Genomic DNA, 16,823 nt, shown 5'->3' with positions numbered 1-16,823 from the left:
GCGATTCTTCGAAGGGGAGTTGGGCGGCGTGCGCCGCCGAGGGAATCCCGCGATTCTAACATTCGCGGGCCTGCCGGCCGTGGCCGGCACGGGGCCGGACCGCTCAGTCGCGCACGAGCACGACGAGCTTCAGGTCCTCGCGGTGCGCGGGCTTCAGCGTGATCTGCTGGTACACGAGGCGGCCGTCGGCCGGATGGTCGAATTCGCGCAGCCCGCCTTCGCGTTCGAACACGTCCTGCGACGCCCAGTACTGCGCGAACGCGTCGCTGCCGGCGGTCAGCACGTCGATCAGCGTGCGCGTCGGCGCATCGGTCAGATGACGGATCGAGTCGGCGCGGAATTCGGCCGCGAGCCGTCGTGCGCGGGTTTCCCAGTCGACGATCAGCGTGCGGGCGGCCGGCGACATGAACGTGAAGCGCAGCAGGTTGCGGTCGTGCTCGCCGTCGAGCCAGCCGGAAAAGAGCGCGGCGGCCGGCGCATTCCACGCGAGCGCGTTCCATTGCCGGTCGAGCACGTAGGCGGGCGTTGCGATTGCCGCGACGGTCGCGGCGAGCGTCGGCGGCAGGTCGCCGCCCGCGACGTCGGGCTCGGCCGGGTCGCGCTGCGCGGCCAGCTCGAACAGGTACGCGCGTTCGGCCTTCGACAGTTGCAGCGCGACGGCGATTCGCGCGAGCGCGTCGGCCGACGCCGACACCGGGCGGCCCTGCTCGATCCACGTGTACCAGGTCGGGCTGACGCCGCACAGTTGCGCGACTTCCTCGCGTCGCAGCCCCGGCGTGCGGCGGCGCGGGCCGGGCGGCAGCCCGACGGCCTGCGGCGACAGCCGTTCACGGTGGGCGCGGATGAATTCGCCGAGCGCACGGGCGGGCGTGGCGTCGAGCGGCGGGACGGGAGCGGAGGACGGCTGGTTCATGCGGAAACGGCGAAATGAAAGCGAAGACGCGGCAACGATCAGACGGGTGGATCGAATACCAGAATAACTGCTTAACTTGTACTGGTACAAGCGCAGGCCTATTGTAGCGTCTCGCGCGCTGGCAGGGCAGCGGGCGTCCCCCACAACGCGTTGCACGGGGCCGGATCGAGCGCTGAGGCGCCGACGCCGGCCGGCTGCATCAAGGAAAGGAGCGAACGATGAAACACCACGACCAGGTCGCCGACGCATTCGGCACGACGGCTGCTGCCTATCTGACGAGCACGGTCCATGCGACGGGCGCCGACCTGCAGACGCTCGCCGACGCGGTGAGCGCGACGCCCGGGGCCGCGGTGCTCGATCTGGGCTGTGGTGCCGGCCATGCAAGCTTCGCGGTCGCGCCGCACGTGCGCGACGTGGTTGCCTACGATCTGGCCGCACCGATGCTCGCGACCGTCGACGCCGCCGCACGCGAACGCGGGCTCGCGAACATCCGCACGCAGCAGGGCCCGGCCGAACGGTTGCCGTTCGACACGGCGACGTTCGACTGGGTCGTGAGCCGGATGAGCGCGCACCACTGGCACGACATGCGCGCGGCGCTCGCCGAGGTGCGCCGCGTGCTGAAGCCGGGCGGCCGCGTGCTGATGATCGATATCGCGGGTAACGATCATCCACTGCTCGATACGTACCTGCAGGCCGCGGAAGTGCTGCGCGACGCGTCTCACGTGCGCGACTACCGCGCGGACGAATGGCTCGCGATGTTCCGCGAAGCCGGTTTCGACGCGCAGGTGCACAGCCGCTGGCGGCTGCCGATCGATTTCGACACGTGGGTCGCGCGCATCCGCACGCCGGCCGATAGCGTGACCGGCATTCGCGCACTGTGGACGCATGCGCCGGACGAGGTGCGGGGCTATTATGCGGTGCAGCCCGACGGTTCGTTCGAGCACGACGCGCTGTTGATCGACGCGCACTGAGCGGGCGGCGCGCCTGCACATGAAAAAAGCCGCGATACGCACCGGCGCGTATCGCGGCTTTCGTTGTCACGGCCGGCGCGGAACGTGCCCGCGCCGCGTGCGGATCAGCCCGTGTTGCGCAGGCCGGCCGCGATCCCGTTGATCGTCAGGTGAATCCCGCGGCGCAGCCGTGCGTTCGTGTCGCCCGCGCGGTGGCGCTTGATCAGCTCGACCTGCAGGTGGTTCAGCGGGTCGAGATAGGGGAAACGGTTCTTGATCGAACGCGCGAGCAGCGGGTTGGTCGCGAGGCGACCGTCGTGCCCGGTGATTTCCGCGAGCGCCTGCGACGTGCGCTCCCATTCCGCGACGATGCGCTCGAACACGTGCTTGCGCAGCTTGCGATCGGACACGAGCTGCGCGTAGCGCGACGCGACCGCGAGGTCCGTCTTCGCGAGCACCATGTCCATGTTCGACAGCAGGTTCGAGAAGAACGGCCAGGTCTTGTTCATCTTCTTCAGCAGCGTGACGCGCTTCGTGCGTTCGGCGTCGTCCCGGGCGCTGTCGAGATATGCGCTCACCGCGCTGCCGAAGCCGTACCAGCCGGTCAGCAGCAGCCGGCACTGGCCCCACGAGAAGCCCCACGGAATCGCGCGCAGATCCTCGATCTTGCGCTGCTTCGGATCCTGCAGCTTGCGCGATGCCGGGCGGCTGCCGATGTTCAGCTCGGCGATCTCGGTGATCGGCGTCGACGAGAAGAAGTAGTCGGTGAAGCCCGGGGTCTCGTAGACGAGCGCGCGGTACGCGGCCATCGCCGAGTCGGACAGCGTCTGCATCGCGGCCTCGAACGCGGGCAGCTGCGCCGGCGCGTTCGACTGCGGCAGCAGCGATGCCTCGAGCGTCGCGGCGACGACCGTCTCGAGGTTGCGTCGGCCGATCGACGGGTTCGAGAACTTGCTCGCGATCACTTCGCCCTGTTCGGTCAGGCGGATCTGGCCGTTCACGGTGCCCGGCGGCTGCGACAGGATCGCCTGGTAGGTCGGACCGCCCCCGCGGCCGACCGTGCCGCCGCGGCCGTGGAACAGCCGCAGCGTGATCTTGCGGTCGCGGAACAGGTCGACGAGCGCGAGTTCCGCGCGATACAGCTCCCAGTTCGACGTGAGGAAACCGCCGTCCTTGTTGCTGTCCGAGTAGCCGAGCATCACTTCCTGTTCGGCGCCCTGGTGCGCGATCAGCGCGTCGATGCCCGGCAGCGCGAAGTATTCGCGCATGATGCGTGACGCGTCGCGCAGGTCGGGAATCGTCTCGAACAGCGGAATCACCATCAGGCTGTTCTTCGCGTCGCTGCCCGGCACGCCGAGCGCGCCGTCGAGCAGCCCCGTTTCCTTCTGCAGCAGCAGCACCTCGACGAGGTCGCTGACGGTTTCCGTATGCGAAATGATGTAGTTGCGCACCGCGCGCGCGCCGAATTGCGCGCGGACTTCGCGCGCCTTCTCGAACACGCCGAGCTCGCTCTGCGCGAGCGCCGAGTATTCGAAATACGGCGAGCGCAGCGGGCGCGGATCGGCGAGCGCGGCGAGCAGCACGCGCAGCTTGTCTTCCTCGGCGAGCGCCGCATAGTCGGCCTCGACGCCCGCGCGCGCGAACAGCTCGGCGACCACCGCTTCGTGGATGTCGGAACTCTGGCGCAGGTCGATGCTCGCGAGATGGAAGCCGAATACTTCGGCCGCGCGCACGAGCGGCGCGAGGCGCGGTGCGGCGAGCGACGTGCCGTGATGCTCGTCGAGCGACGCGGTGAGCACCTTCAGGTCGGCGACGAACGCTTCGGAATCCGCATACGGGATCGCGCGCACGGGCGGCGCGCCGCGGCCTGCGCTGCGCACCGGCACCGTGCCTTCGCCGACGCGCACGCGCGCGCTCGCGGCGAGCCGCGTGTAGATGCCGATCAGCGCGCGGCGATACGGTTCGTCGACGCGGTGCGGCGACTGGTCGGGCGACGCGGCGGCCAGCGCCTTCACGGCGTCGTTCGCGCCGACGAGCAGGTTCGACACCGACAGCTCGGCGCCGAGCTTGTGCACCTGTTCCAGGTAGTGCTCGAGGATCACCGCGGCCTGCCGGTTGATCGCCTCGTCGAGCGTCGGCGCGGTCACGTTCGGGTTGCCGTCGCGGTCGCCGCCGATCCAGCTGCCCATCTGGAAGAACGCCGGCACGCGCGCGGACAGGCCGTGCTCGGCGAGTGCGGCCTCGATGTCGCCGTACAGCGCGGGCAGCTCGTCGAGGAACGTCGCGCGGTAGTACGACAGCGCGTTCTCGATCTCGTCGCCGACGGTCAGGCGCGAGTCACGCAGCATGCGGGTCTGCCACAGCGCGGTCACGCGCGCGCGCAGCATGGCTTCGTTGTACTGGCGCTCGCGCGCGGTCAGTTCCTGGTCGCGTTCGGCGAGCAGGCGCGCGATGTGGTGTTGCGCATCGAGAATGCTCTTGCGCTGCACTTCGGTCGGGTGCGCGGTCAGCACCGGGACGATCAGCGCATCGTCGAAGAAGCGCTGCAGCAGGCGCTTCGACGCGTTGCCGGTCGTCTTCAGCTGTTCGAGCGCGTACGCGACGGTACCCGGCTGCGACGCGGAGCCGGCCAGTGCGTGGATGCGGCGGCGGCGGTTGTGGTGGCGGTCTTCCGCGATGTTCGCCAGATGCGAGAAATAGCTGAACGCGCGCACGACGCTCACCGTCTGTTCCGGCGTCAGTTTGCGCAGTTTCTTTTCGAGCGTCTGCGCGGCTTCGCTGTCGTCTTCGCGACGGAACTTGACCGCGGTCTGGCGGATCGTCTCGACGACGTCGAATACCGTGTCGCCTTCCTGTTCGCGCACGACATCGCCGAGCAGGCGGCCGAGGAAGCGGATGTCCTCGAACAGCGGGCCGTCCTTGTCCTCGCGCGTGCGTGTGCCGGCCTTCGGCGCGACGGCCTTGCGGGCAGCGGTGCGGGCAGCGGGGCCGGCAGTTTTCACCGCGCTTTTCGTCTGACGTATCGGGTCTTTCGGTTTCGTTGCCGTTTTCGCACGGCCGTTCGCGGCGGTGGCGACGGTGGCGACGGTGTCCGTCGGGGCGTCGGAGGAGGACAGGGCAGCATTGCGGCGCGCCGTACGCGCCGATCCGGAAGACTTCACGATGGGTTTCCTTGGGAAAGCTCGAGTCAAAAGGAACTGCGGAAACTGCGGAACTGCGGTCAAGCAACCAGCTACGTGCGGCACATCCGCGCATCGGCGCCGCGGCCCGCACAGGGGCAGGCCGGGCGCAGGCTCCGGGCCCGGGCGGGCCGGGGCGTGCGTGCTACCATTGTTCGATCTTCAATCCCGTCCTTCGATGTTCCAGCAATGAATTCCGAGATCCCTGCGGCCGGGCCGCAACAGGCACAGCCGCCCGCGACGTTGACGATTGCTTCGCGAGAGAGCCGCCTGGCGATGTGGCAAGCCGAACATGTGCGTGATGCGCTGCGCAAATTATATCCAGCTTGTGACGTGAAAATCCTCGGGATGACGACGCGCGGCGATCAGATTCTCGATCGCACGCTGTCGAAGGTCGGCGGCAAGGGCCTGTTCGTGAAGGAACTGGAGGCCGCGCTGGCCGACGGCCGCGCCGATCTCGCCGTGCATTCGCTGAAGGACGTGCCGATGGCGCTGCCCGACGGCTTCTCGCTGGCCGCGATCATGGAGCGTGAGGACCCGCGCGACGCATTCGTGTCGAACGACTACGCGTCGCTCGACGCGCTGCCGGCCGGCGCGGTCGTCGGCACGTCGAGCCTGCGCCGCGAAGCGATGCTGCGTTCGCGCTATCCGCATCTCGAGGTGCTGCCGCTGCGCGGCAACCTCGACACGCGCCTCGCGAAGCTCGACCGCGGCGACTATGCCGCGATCATCCTCGCGGCCGCCGGCCTGAAGCGCCTCGGCCTCGAAGCGCGGATCCGCGCGCTGATCGACGTCGAAGCGAGCCCGCCGGCGGCCGGCCAGGGCGCACTCGGCATCGAGATCGCCGCGCACCGCGACGACGTCGCCGCGTGGCTCGCGCCGCTGCACGACCGGCAGACGGCCCTCGCGGTCGAGGCCGAACGGATGGTGTCGCGTGCGCTCGGCGGCAGCTGCGAGGTGCCGCTCGCCGCGCACGCGGTGTGGCGCGCGGGCGAGCTGTACCTGACGGGCCGCGTGTCGACGACCGACGGCAAGCGCGTGCTGACGGCCGAGGCGTGCGGCGCCGTCATGACCGTCGCCGATGCGCTTGCGCTCGGCCGTGCGGTGTCCGACGAGCTCGAGGAGCAAGGCGCGCTCGACATTGTCCGGGCGCTGCTCGCAGCCTCGCAGGCCGGCAAGGGCGACGCCTGATGGCGGGCGGCGCGCGCGCGTTCACCGCTGTCCTGACGCGTCCGGACGGCCAGTCGGACGCGCTTGCGTCGCAACTGGCCGATGCCGGTTGCGACGTGCTCGAATTCCCGTTGATCGACATTGCGCCGGTCGACGATCCGGCGCCGCTCGACGCCGCGTTCGCGGCGCTCGCCGACTACGCGCTGGTGATTTTCGTCTCGCCGAACGCGATCGATCGCGCGCTCGCGCAGTACGGCGCGATCTGGCCGAACGCGTTGCCGGTCGGCGTGGTCGGGCCCGGCAGCGTCGCGGCGCTCGAGCGTCACGGCATCGCGGCGCCCGCGCATCGCGTGATCGCGCCGCAGGCGCCGGCCGACGGTGGCGTACCGCATTACGATTCCGAAAGCCTGTTCGCGTGCATCGAGACCGCGTTCGGCGGCGCGCAGGCGCTGGCCGCCAAGCGCGTGCTGATCGTGCGCGGCGACGGCGGCCGCGAATGGCTCGCCGACCGCCTGCGCGAGGCCGGTGCGGACGTCACGCTCGTCGCCGCCTACCGGCGCGTCGTGCCCGAGCCGCGCGTCGGTGCGTGGGAGCGCGTGCACGCGCTGCTCGACGGCCAGCCGCATGCGTGGCTCGTCACGAGCTCGGAAGGCGTGCGCAACCTGCACGAGCTCGCGCGGGCGCACCTGAACGATGCCGAGATCGACGCGCTGAAGCATGCGCCGCTCGTCACGCCGCACCCGCGGATCGAGCAGACCGCGCGCGCACTGGGTTTTGATAGGATTACGCTGACCGGCGCGGGCGATGAGCGCATCGTCCGCGCGTTTCGAACGATGGCCGACGAGGCCGTCCAACCGGCGACAGCCGCACCGGTGACTAAACGCATGACAGATACCAACGATTCCAAAAGCGTCGCTTCCCAGCCGGCCGCTGCATCCGCACCGCCGTCCAGTCCCCCTTATCTCGCGCCCGAGCCGCACGCGCGCCGCGGCGGCAGCGCGGTGCTGTGGTTCGTCGTCGTCGTGCTCGGCTGCGCGGCGGGTGTCGGCGGCTACGCGCTGAACCGCAAGATCGACCGGCTCGACGGCACGTTCGTTGCGCGCCAGAAGGCGCTCGATGCGCAGACGGCCGAAACGCGCATGAAGACCGAACAGGCGCTCGCCGGCACGCACCAGGTCGACACGCAGCTCGCGCAGCTCGACGGCAAGCTCGCCGATGCGCAGAGCGCGCAGCAGGCACTGCAGCAGCAATACCAGGACCTGTCGCGCAACCGCGATGCGTGGATGCTCGAGGAAGTCGACCAGATGCTGTCGAGCGCGAGCCAGCAGCTGCAGCTGACCGGCAACACGCAGCTCGCGCTGATCGCGCTGCAGAACGCCGACGCACGCCTCGCGACGTCGCAGAGCGCGCAGGCCGTCACGGTGCGCAAGGCGCTCGCGCAGGACATCGAGAAGCTGAAGGCCGCACCGGCGGCTGACCTCACGGGCCTCGCGATCAAGCTCGACGACGCGATCGCGAAGATCGACGCGCTGCCGCTGTCCGGCGAGGCGATCGTGCCGCACGCGGAGCAGAAGGCCGCGCCGGCCGAAGCCGCATCGTCGGCCGTGGCCGGCGAGCCGCGCTGGAAGGTGTGGTGGCACGACTTCTCGGCCGGCCTCGGCCAGCAGTTGAAGAGCCTCGTGCAGGTGCGCCGGATCGACAACGCGGACGCGATGCTTGCGTCGCCCGACCAGGGCTACTTCGTGCGCGAGAACGTGAAGCTGCGCCTGCTCACCGCGCGGCTGTCGCTGCTCGCGCGCAACGACAGCGCGATGAAGGCCGACCTGCACGCCGCGCAGGCGTCGCTCGGGAAGTATTTCGATCAGGCGTCGAAGGACACGCAGACCGTCGAGGATCTGCTCAAGCAGGTTGACGGCGCATCGCTGACGGTTGCGGTGCCGAACCTGAACACGAGCCTGAACGCCGTTCAGCAGTTCAAGAGCCGGGGGTAACGATGACGCTTCGAGGAATCGTCTGGCTCGCGGTCCTGTTCGCGATCGCCGCGGCGCTTGCCACCGTCGGCCGTTTCGACGCGGGGCAGGTGCTGCTCGTCTATCCGCCGTACCGGATCGACGTGTCGCTGAACCTGTTCGTGATCGCCATCGTCGTGCTGTTCATCGTCGTGTACGCGCTGCTGCGCATCGTACGCAACATCTGGCGCATGCCGCAGCGGGTCGCCGCGTATCGTGCGCGCTCGCGCAACGAGAAGGCGACGGCATCGCTGCGCGATGCGATCGCGAACCTGTACGCGGGCCGCTTTTCGCGGGCGGAGAAGGCCGCGCGTGAAGCGCTGTCGGTCGATGCGAACCTGGGTGCCGCGAGTCTCGTCGCGGCGACGGCCGCGCACCGGATGCACGAGTACACGCGTCGCGACGACTGGCTGTCGAAGGTCGATGCGCCCGAATGGCAGGATGCGCGGCTGCTCGCTGCGGCCGACATGCGCGCGGATGCGCGCGATGCCGACGGCGCGCTCGCCGCGCTGGCCGACATGCAGGCCGGCGGCAAGCGCATTCATGCGCAGCAGGTCGCGCTGCGTGCGCAGCAGCAACTGAAGAACTGGGCCGAGGTGCTGAAGCTCGCGAAGGCGCTCGAGAAGCGCGAGGCGCTGCATCCGGCCGCAGCCGTGCGGCTGCGCCAGCAGGCGGCGGAAAACCTGCTGCGCGAACGCCGGCACGACCCGGATGCGCTGCTTGAAGTGTGGCAGTCGCTGTCGCCGGTCGAGCGCCAGTCGCCGCGTCTGGCCGATCTCGCCGCCGACTTGCTCGTGCCGCTCGAGCGTCGCAACGAAGCGCGCCGCATCGTCGAGGATGCACTCGCGCACAACTGGGATGCGCGCCTGCTGCGCCGCTACCCGGACACGGCCGGCGCCGATGCGCTGCCGCTGATCCAGAAGGCCGAAGGGTGGAAGAAGGATCATCCGGAAGACGCCGACCTGCTGTTCGCACTCGGCCGCCTCTGCCAGCAGCAGCAGCTGTGGGGCAAGGCGCAGTCGTTCCTCGAATCGGCGCTGAAGCTGGCCGACAACGAGGCGCTGAAGGTGCGTGCGCATCGCGCGCTCGCCCGCCTGTTCGAGCATCTCGGCGAAACCGACAAGGCTGCGAAGCATTACCGCGAAAGCGCGCTCGCGATCACCGTGGTCTGACGTACCGCTGCGTGGCAAGCCCCGAACGCCGATCGGCCTTCGGGGCTTTTTTTCGTCCGTCGCGGGCCGACCCCGGTGCGTTACGCGCCGAGCCTGCGCAGCAGGTCGTCCTCGCTCGCCACGAACCATACCGACTGACCGCGATTGGATTCGCGAACGAGCGCACGCAGCGCTTCGCTGCGCGAGAGCCAGCGGTCGATGTCGCCGACCACGCCGAGCCGGACGCCGTAGTTGACGAGCTTCTGAAGTACCGCACCGGCCAGCCCGCTGTCGAGCCGGTAGAAGTCGTCGTGCAGCGCGTCGGCGGGGACCGCGATCCAGTCGGCCTCATGCTCGTGCGCGAGCGCGACGAGATCGAGTGCGTCGCTTTCCCGCTGCACGAGGCCGGCGGAGGGATCGCGGACCAGCACACGGCTGCCGGCTGCCTGAACGATTCGATGGGGCATGTGGATGATTTCCGTCGAGGCGAGAAATGCGAGCACGGTGTCGCGCTGCCCGCGTATGAAGTGGGGCTGATCGGGAAGCAAGCGCACCTGTGCGTGCGGCACGAGACGCGTCAGGCGATCGTGCGTGTCGCGTGAGTCGAGCATCACGTCGCGGCCGCCGACGATCGCCAGCACGGGCACCGACAACGTGCGGAGCGTATCGTCGTCGAACAGCGGGATCGTTTCGATGCGCGGGCGAAAGCCGCGATCCACGGCGCGCATGAGTGCGAGCGCGTCGCGTTCCGCCGCGGTCGACGCGGGCGGCAGACGGCCGAGCACGCGTCGTCGCACGCACGCGCGCCCGACGTCGCCGAGCAGCAACAGCGGCAGCGCCCACCACAGAAACGGCTTCTGCCTGCCGATGCCGGACGGGCAGAGCAGTGCGAGCCGCGTGACGCGCGCCGGCCGGCGCAACGCGAAGTCGAGTGCCGTTCGCGCACCGAGCGAGATGCCGGCGAACGCCGCGTGCGATACCTGCAGGCCGTCGAGCACGTCGTCGAGCCACTGCGCGTACGCGTCGCTCGCAAACGGCGGGCGCGACGGCGCGCTCGGCCCCGCTTCGCCGATCACGTCGATCGCGTAGAGACGAAAGTGTGTCGACCATGCGGCTGCATAGTGCTGCCAGCTTGCCGCCGTCGTCTGCGCGCCGTGGATCAGCACGACCGGCGGTGCGTGTTCGGGGCCGCAGGCGATCACGTGCGTCGCGCCATGGCGCGTCTGTACCGTGATGCGCCGATGCCCGGCCGGCCAGTGCGACAGCGCGGCTGCGTACGCCGCGCGAATCGCGCGTGCGTGGCGGGGCGACCGGAAGACCGCGCTCATGTCCCGCTTTTCTGCAGCAGCATGTCGAGCGACGACATCAGCGCAGCGGTGTCGGCCGGCGTCGCGGCGACGATGATCTTGACCACGCTCGCGGCGGGGTCGAACGTCACGTCGATCCGCACGGGATCGACATACGACGTGCGGCCCGACGCCATCGCATGCAGCGGTCGCGACAGGTACTGGTGCAGCGACTGCGACGCCTCCGGAATGTCGACGATGCTGGTGACGCGCACCGCACGCGGCACAGGCGCGGCCGGCTCCGTCGGCGCGAATGCGGCAAGGTCGGCATCGAGGATGCGGTATGCGCGGCCGACCCGCGTCGCGCGCAGCTTGCCGCCGCGGATGAATCGCAGGACGGTCTTCGGGTGGACGCGCAGGCGCGCGGCAGTGTCTTCGACGGTGTGGAACATGGTCGGTGGTTGATTTCCTTAATATTTTTTATTGTTCCATATAACAGGGAACATAAGGGAATATATAGGTGAATGTAGTGCCGTCATTCGGCCGATCGAGGTTTTGCCGGTCCGGAATGAAAAACGCCCCGGCGGCCGGGCAATGCCGGCCGTCGGGGCGTTTCGGGGGCCGGCAGCGGGCCGGCGTATTCGGAGACCGCTATGCGTCGCGCATCACTTGTCGACGAGCCGCTTCGGCACCGACAGCGCCAGCAGCCCGCCGAGCACGAGGAACGCGGCAAGCATGTACATGCCCGCGTCGTTGGCGCCCGTCGCCTGCTTGAGCCAGCCCATCATGTACGGGCTCAGGAAGCCGGCGAGGTTGCCGATCGAGTTGATCATCGCGATGCCGGCGGCGGCGGCCGTGCCGCCGAGGAACGCGGTCGGCAGGCTCCAGAACAGCGGCAGCGTCGTCAGGATGCCGATCGTCGCGAGCGTGAGGCCGAGCATCGCGAGCGAAGTCTGGTGCGCCCAGATCACCGACAGCACGAGCCCGATCGCGCCGATCGCGGCCGGAATCGCGACGTGCCAGCGACGTTCGCGATGTTTGTCCGCGCTGCGCGCGATCAGGATCATCGCCACCACCGCGGCGGCATACGGAATCGCCGACAGCAGGCCGATCGTGAACGTGTCGATCACGCCGGTCGCCTTGATGATCGTCGGCAGCCAGAAGCCGACGCCGTAGAGCCCCATCACGAACGAGAAATAGATCAGCGCCATCAGCCATACGCGCGGGCTCGACATCACTGCGCCGAGCGGCAGGTCTTCCTTGGTCGCCTCTTCCGCGTCGACGTTGCGGGTGAGCAGCGCCTTTTCCTCGTCGGTCAGCCACGCCGCCTTCGAGATCCGCTCGTCGAGCTTGAGGAACACGACCACGCCGACCAGCACCGACGGAATGCCTTCGAGCAGGAACAGCCATTGCCAGCCGTGCCAGCCGCTCGCGCCGTCGAAGGCCTTCAGGATGAAGCCCGAGATCGGCCCGCCGATCACGCCGGACAGCGCAACGGCCGTCATGAAGAACGTCGTCATCCGGCCGCGCCGGTGCGCGGGATACCAGTAGGTGAGGTAGAGGATCACGCCGGGGAAGAAACCCGCTTCGGCCACGCCGAGCAGGAAGCGCATCACGTAGAACATCGCGGGCGTCGTGACGAACATCGTCAGGATCGAGATCACGCCCCACGTCGCCATGATGCGGGCGATCCACACGCGTGCGCCGACCTTGTGCAGGATGATGTTGCTCGGCACTTCGAACAGGAAATAGCCGAAGAAGAAAATCCCGGCGCCGAGCCCGTAGACGGTATCGCTCAGGTTCAGGTCGGTCGCCATCTGCAGCTTCGCGAAACCGACGTTCACGCGGTCGAGATACGCGACCACGTAGCACAGCAACAGGAGCGGCACGAGCCGCCACGACACCTTGCGATAGGTTGCTTCCTCGAATGCGCCGGACGAGCCCGGCAGCGACTGCGTCGATGTTGCCATGTTGTCTCCTGTCGATCGAAGTGAGCGCTTGAGCGGTTACCTGGATCCCATGCGCCGCTGTCCTTGTTGTTGGCCGGAGCAGACGCGTCGGCGCCCGATCCGGTTTCGTGCGAAGCAATGCGCGGGTGCCGGCCGGCGGGTGAGCGCCGGTGCGGCAGGTACGACTAGATGCAGCGCCCGCCGTCGACTTCGAGGCAGACGCCGGTGATGAACTCGGCTTCGTCGGAGGCGAGGTAAAGCGCCGCGTTCGCGATGTCCTGCGGCGTCGAGAAGCGGCCGAGCGGGATCGTCGCGAGGAAGCGGCGGCGGTTCTCGGGCGTGTCCTCGCAGCCCATGAACTCGGTCATCAGCGCCGTTTCGCCGAGCACGGGGTTGATGCAGTTCACGCGGATGCGGTCGGCGCCGAGCTCGGCCGCGAGCGACTTGCTCGCGGTGATCATCGCGCCCTTCGTGCTGTTGTACCAGACGAGGCCCGGGCGCGGGCGCACGCCGGCCGTCGACGCGACGTTCACGAACACACCGCCGCCCTGTGTGCGGAAGTACGGCACGAAGGTCTGCACGCACCAGAACAGGCTCTTCATGTTGACCGCGTACACGCGGTCGAACTCGGCTTCCGTCACGTCGAGCACGGGCTTGTTGCGGTGTGTGGTGCCTGCGTTGTTCACGACGATCTGCACCGCGTGGAAATCGTCGAGCGCGGCCTGCAGCAGCGCATGCCAGTCGTCTTGCTTCGACACGTCGCCGGCCACCGCGATCGCCTTGCCGCCCGCGAGCGCGATCTCGCTCGCGACGCGCTCGGCCGCCGCGCCGTTCAGGTCGTTGACGACGACGTTCGCGCCTTCGCGCGCATACGTCTTCGCGATGCCTTCGCCGAAACCCGAGCCGCCGCCCGTGACGATGGCCGTCTTGCCGCTCAACCGCATGGTGTGTCTCCTGTGCTGGTGATCAGAGTCGTCGTGTATCGATCGTCGGCCGGGTACGGCCGGCCGCGTGCCGCGCGCTCAGCCGTGCCGGATCGCGATCGTCTTCAGCGCGGTGAAGCCGTACAGCGCCTCGAAACCTTTCTCGCGGCCATGGCCCGAATGGCCGACGCCGCCAAAGGGCAGCTCGACGCCGCCGCCCGCGCCGTAGTTGTTGATGAACACCTGACCCGCGCGCAGGCGTCTTGCGAGCCGCATCTGGCGCGCGCCGTCGCGGGTCCAGATGCCCGCGACGAGGCCGTACGGCGTGCCGTTCGCGAGCGCGACGGCTTCGTCCTCGTCGACGAAACGCATTGCCGCGAGCACGGGGCCGAACACTTCCTCCTGCGCGAGCCGATGCGACGGCGGCACGTCGCGCAACAGCGCGGGCGCCTGGTAGAAGCCGCTTTCGGGCGCGTCGGCGACAACCTGCCCGTGCGCGGCCATCGGAATGCCGTCGTGCTGCGCGTCGGACAGGAAGTCCCACACGCGCTGCTGCTGTTTCGCGTTGATCAGCGGGCCGCAGTCGAGATCGGCGCGGCTCGGCCCGACGCGCAGCCCGTTGAACGCGGTGGCGAGGCGCTCGACGAGCGGCTCGTACACCGCGCGCTCGATCAGCACGCGGCTGCCGGCCGAACAGGTCTGCCCGCCGTTCTGCACGATCGCCGACACGAGCACGGGCAGCGCCGCTTCGAGATCGGCGTCGGCGAACACGATCTGCGGCGACTTGCCGCCGAGTTCGAGCGTGACGGGCACGTGATTCTCGGCCGCCATCTGCGTGACCAGCTTGCCGGTGGCCGGCGAACCCGTAAACGAGATGTGGTCGATGCCCGGATGGCGCGCGAGCGCGGCACCGGCTTCATGGCCGTAGCCGGTGACGATGTTGAGTGCGCCGGCCGGCAGCCCGGCCTCGGCGGCCAGTTCGGCGACGCGCAGTACCGACAGGCATGCGTCTTCGGCCGGCTTGACGACGCATGCGTTGCCGGCCGCGAGCGCCGCGCCGACGCTGCGCCCGAAGATCTGCATCGGGTAGTTCCACGGCACGATGTGGCCCGTGACGCCGTGCGGCTCGCGCACGGTCAGCACCGTGTAGCCGGCCTGGTAGGGGAGGGTTTCGCCGTGCAGCTTGTCGGCGGCGCCTGCGTAGAACTCGAAGTAGCGCGCAAGCGCGGCCGCGTCGGCGCGTGCCTGTTTCAGCGGCTTGCCGGTGTCGCGCGCCTCGATCGCGGCGAGTTCCTCGATCGAATCGGCCACGCGCGCCGACAGCCGCATCAGCACGCGGCCGCGTTCGGCGGCGCTTGCGGCGCCCCACGGGCCCGCGAAGGCGTCGCGGGCCGCGGCGACTGCGCGTTCGATGTCGGGCGCCGTGCCGCGCGCGATCGTCGCGAACGGCTGGCCGTCGGACGGATCGACGACAGCGATGGTTTCCAGTTGCGCGGGCAACGTCCATTCGCCCGCGATGAAGTGCTTCGCCTCTTCCATGCCAGCTCCTGTCGACCCGAGTTGGCGCTTTAGCGCTTAGTCGGGTCCCATGCTTCGCGGTCGACCCGAGTGGGCGCTTTAGCGCCTGGTCGGGCTCCATGCTTTGCGGTCGACCGGCGCCGGCGCTTCAGCGCCGACGCCGATCCCATACAACGCGGCCGGTGGTTCGACGTCCGACCATCCGGAACGATTATCGCGCCGATCGTCATCCGGACGCCACCGGTCGATTGGCTATAATGGCGCATTCCCTTGGGGGACGCCCGCGGCGGTGCATCGGCCGCGGCGCCCTGTCCCGAATTCCCATCGACCTACAGAGAGTGCTCATGAGCTTCAATCATGTTCCGGCCGGCAAGGACCTGCCGCAAGATTTCAACGTGATCATCGAGATTCCCGCGCAAAGCGATCCGGTGAAGTACGAGGCGGACAAGGAACTGGGCCTTCTCGTCGTCGACCGCTTCATCGGCACGGGCATGCGCTATCCGGTGAACTACGGCTACATCCCGCAGACGCTGTCGGGTGACGGCGATCCGGTCGACGTGCTGGTGATCACGCCGTTCCCGCTGCTAGCCGGCTCGATCGTGCGTTCGCGCGTGCTCGGCATGCTGCAGATGACCGACGAGTCGGGCGTCGACGCGAAGCTGGTTGCCGTGCCGCACGACAAGGTCTGCCCGATGACGGCGAACCTGAAGTCGATCGACGACGTGCCCGAATACCTGAAGGACCAGATCAAGCACTTCTTCGAGCAATACAAGGCGCTCGAGAAGGGCAAGTGGGTGAAGGTCGAAGGCTGGGCCGGCATCGAAGCCGCGCACAAGGAAATCACCGACGGCGCCGCGAACTACAAGAAGTAAGCGGCGTACCGGCCGACGGCCGGTTCGTGCGGAACGCAAACCGCGCGTGTCTCCTCAGGAGGCCGCGCGGTTTTGTTTTGTGCGCGCGGGTTTCTTGCGCGCGGAGGTGGAAGCCGGCGAGGGCGGCGTGGCCGGTGCACCCTTCGCGCGTTTTGCGCGGGGCGGGGCCGCGGATGGAACGGCCGCTTCGGCGGCTTTCGTAGCAGATGCACGGCGGCGGGAAGGCGCAGACGCTGCGTCTTTACGTATCTTCGTGACAGGTTGGTCGGTGGCGACCGGCGCGTGTCTTTTCGACGACACGGATGTGGACGCCCCGGTTTTCTTTACCGACGAACTAGGCGACGAGGGCTTTTTTACGACTGCATCGCCGCCGGCTTTCGCACGTCTCGTGTCCGGCGTTGCCTTCATGGCCTTCGAAGCCTGCTTGCCTTTCGCGGTCTTCGCAGACGTGGCAGCTTTCCCGATCTTCACGTCTTTCCCGGCAGCCTGCTTCGTTGCAGCCGTCTGCGCCAGGGTGTCGACGGCCTCTGCCTTCACCTTCTTCCGCCCGCGGACAGCCGCTTTCAACCCTGTCGAGTCATCGCTCTCGTCGGGCACCACCACCGGCAACACCGATTCCAGCGTCCGCAATCCGGCCGCCAGTTCCCGCTTCTGCGCAGGCGTGAGCCGTTTCACCCAGTATTCGGCGCGCGACGCGCTCGACCGGTCGGGCAGCGGGAACGACGCGAGTAACGCGCGCGGCTTGCGCGAGCGCGTGTAGCGTGCGCCCTTGCCGGACGCGTGTTCGTCGAAGCGCGCGGCTACATCGGTCGTGATGCCCGTGTAGACGCTGTCGTCGGCGCATTCGATCAGATACAGAAACCAGGACATGGCGGGGCGGCGGGATGCGAAGCCGCCAGTGTC

13 protein-coding genes are annotated in these 16,823 nt (G+C 68.7%); 5 read left to right on the top strand and 8 right to left on the bottom strand.

Translation table 11 applies throughout. From position 1 onward, the window contains the following. Positions 1–103: 103 nt before the first annotated feature. Positions 104–913: a helix-turn-helix transcriptional regulator gene (locus AC5LXK_RS13020; protein ID WP_493389184.1), complete on the bottom strand. Its 810-nt coding sequence runs from the start codon at positions 911–913 to the stop codon at positions 104–106. Positions 914–1,131: 218 nt separating this feature from the next. On the opposite strand from AC5LXK_RS13020, the gene AC5LXK_RS13015 reads away from it, so the two are divergent. After that, positions 1,132–1,884, top strand: coding sequence for a class I SAM-dependent methyltransferase (locus tag AC5LXK_RS13015; RefSeq protein ID WP_493389183.1), 753 nt, complete (start codon positions 1,132–1,134; stop codon positions 1,882–1,884). Positions 1,885–1,988: 104 nt separating this feature from the next. On the opposite strand, the gene ppc is transcribed toward AC5LXK_RS13015, so the two are convergent. Beyond that, the gene (gene ppc, locus AC5LXK_RS13010; RefSeq protein WP_493389182.1) at positions 1,989–5,024 is read right to left on the bottom strand and encodes a phosphoenolpyruvate carboxylase; all 3,036 of its coding nucleotides are present in this window, start codon (positions 5,022–5,024) and stop codon (positions 1,989–1,991) included. A gap of 207 nt (positions 5,025–5,231) precedes the next feature. On the opposite strand from ppc, the gene hemC reads away from it, so the two are divergent. The 3 genes from hemC to AC5LXK_RS12995 are packed head-to-tail and all read left to right on the top strand — an operon-like array spanning position 5,232 to position 9,393. Further along, on the top strand, positions 5,232–6,233 hold the full coding sequence (gene hemC, locus AC5LXK_RS13005) for a hydroxymethylbilane synthase (protein WP_493389181.1): 1,002 nt from the start codon (positions 5,232–5,234) through the stop codon (positions 6,231–6,233). After that, complete coding sequence (hemDX, locus tag AC5LXK_RS13000; protein ID WP_493389180.1) at positions 6,233–8,203, top strand: fused uroporphyrinogen-III synthase HemD/membrane protein HemX; 1,971 nt, start codon at positions 6,233–6,235, stop codon at positions 8,201–8,203. The genes hemC and hemDX overlap by 1 nt, the downstream gene beginning before the upstream one ends. Positions 8,204–8,205: 2 nt before the next feature. Continuing rightward, positions 8,206–9,393, top strand: coding sequence for a heme biosynthesis protein HemY (locus AC5LXK_RS12995; protein ID WP_493389179.1), 1,188 nt, complete (start codon positions 8,206–8,208; stop codon positions 9,391–9,393). An 80-nt stretch (positions 9,394–9,473) separates the two neighbouring features. Here the strand turns inward: AC5LXK_RS12995 and AC5LXK_RS12990 are convergent, their stop codons facing one another. The 5 genes from AC5LXK_RS12990 to AC5LXK_RS12970 all read right to left on the bottom strand — a co-directional run bounded on the left by AC5LXK_RS12990 (position 9,474) and on the right by AC5LXK_RS12970 (position 15,069). Continuing rightward, positions 9,474–10,700, bottom strand: coding sequence for an alpha/beta fold hydrolase (locus AC5LXK_RS12990; protein ID WP_493389178.1), 1,227 nt, complete (start codon positions 10,698–10,700; stop codon positions 9,474–9,476). Then, positions 10,697–11,110 carry a helix-turn-helix domain-containing protein gene (locus AC5LXK_RS12985; RefSeq protein ID WP_493389177.1) on the bottom strand — a complete coding sequence of 138 codons (414 nt, stop codon included), beginning with the start codon at positions 11,108–11,110 and terminating at the stop codon, positions 10,697–10,699. The genes AC5LXK_RS12990 and AC5LXK_RS12985 overlap by 4 nt, the downstream gene beginning before the upstream one ends. Before the next feature lie 213 nt (positions 11,111–11,323). After that, positions 11,324–12,628, bottom strand: coding sequence for an MFS transporter (locus AC5LXK_RS12980; RefSeq protein ID WP_493389176.1), 1,305 nt, complete (start codon positions 12,626–12,628; stop codon positions 11,324–11,326). Positions 12,629–12,792: 164 nt separating this feature from the next. Then, on the bottom strand, positions 12,793–13,551 hold the full coding sequence (locus tag AC5LXK_RS12975) for an SDR family oxidoreductase (RefSeq protein ID WP_493389175.1): 759 nt from the start codon (positions 13,549–13,551) through the stop codon (positions 12,793–12,795). A 78-nt stretch (positions 13,552–13,629) separates the two neighbouring features. Then, positions 13,630–15,069: an aldehyde dehydrogenase family protein gene (locus AC5LXK_RS12970; RefSeq protein ID WP_493389174.1), complete on the bottom strand. Its 1,440-nt coding sequence runs from the start codon at positions 15,067–15,069 to the stop codon at positions 13,630–13,632. A gap of 323 nt (positions 15,070–15,392) precedes the next feature. Here AC5LXK_RS12970 and ppa point away from each other — a divergent pair, with 323 nt between their 5' ends. Then, positions 15,393–15,920, top strand: coding sequence for an inorganic diphosphatase (gene ppa, locus AC5LXK_RS12965; RefSeq protein WP_011352863.1), 528 nt, complete (start codon positions 15,393–15,395; stop codon positions 15,918–15,920). Positions 15,921–15,974: 54 nt separating this feature from the next. Here ppa and AC5LXK_RS12960 read toward each other — a convergent pair whose 3' ends face one another. After that, positions 15,975–16,790, bottom strand: coding sequence for a GIY-YIG nuclease family protein (locus AC5LXK_RS12960; RefSeq protein WP_493389173.1), 816 nt, complete (start codon positions 16,788–16,790; stop codon positions 15,975–15,977). Between the last annotated feature and the right edge of the window lie 33 nt (positions 16,791–16,823).

This window comes from Burkholderia pulmonis (assembly GCF_984667975.1).
This window is presented reverse-complemented; position numbering and strand designations above follow the sequence as displayed.

What these genes read in the sequence shown, in the direction of transcription:
- hemC (WP_493389181.1), top strand. Translation starts at nt 5,232, where the DNA reads ATGAATTCCGAGATCCCTGCGGCCGGGCCGCAACAGGCACAGCCGCCC.
- AC5LXK_RS12995 (WP_493389179.1), top strand. Translation starts at nt 8,206, where the DNA reads ATGACGCTTCGAGGAATCGTCTGGCTCGCGGTCCTGTTCGCGATCGCC.
- AC5LXK_RS12970 (WP_493389174.1), bottom strand. Translation starts at nt 15,069, where the DNA reads ATGGAAGAGGCGAAGCACTTCATCGCGGGCGAATGGACGTTGCCCGCG.
- AC5LXK_RS13015 (WP_493389183.1), top strand. Translation starts at nt 1,132, where the DNA reads ATGAAACACCACGACCAGGTCGCCGACGCATTCGGCACGACGGCTGCT.
- AC5LXK_RS12975 (WP_493389175.1), bottom strand. Translation starts at nt 13,551, where the DNA reads ATGCGGTTGAGCGGCAAGACGGCCATCGTCACGGGCGGCGGCTCGGGT.
- AC5LXK_RS12980 (WP_493389176.1), bottom strand. Translation starts at nt 12,628, where the DNA reads ATGGCAACATCGACGCAGTCGCTGCCGGGCTCGTCCGGCGCATTCGAG.
- AC5LXK_RS12990 (WP_493389178.1), bottom strand. Translation starts at nt 10,700, where the DNA reads ATGAGCGCGGTCTTCCGGTCGCCCCGCCACGCACGCGCGATTCGCGCG.
- hemDX (WP_493389180.1), top strand. Translation starts at nt 6,233, where the DNA reads ATGGCGGGCGGCGCGCGCGCGTTCACCGCTGTCCTGACGCGTCCGGAC.
- AC5LXK_RS13020 (WP_493389184.1), bottom strand. Translation starts at nt 913, where the DNA reads ATGAACCAGCCGTCCTCCGCTCCCGTCCCGCCGCTCGACGCCACGCCC.
- ppa (WP_011352863.1), top strand. Translation starts at nt 15,393, where the DNA reads ATGAGCTTCAATCATGTTCCGGCCGGCAAGGACCTGCCGCAAGATTTC.
- AC5LXK_RS12985 (WP_493389177.1), bottom strand. Translation starts at nt 11,110, where the DNA reads ATGTTCCACACCGTCGAAGACACTGCCGCGCGCCTGCGCGTCCACCCG.
- AC5LXK_RS12960 (WP_493389173.1), bottom strand. Translation starts at nt 16,790, where the DNA reads ATGTCCTGGTTTCTGTATCTGATCGAATGCGCCGACGACAGCGTCTAC.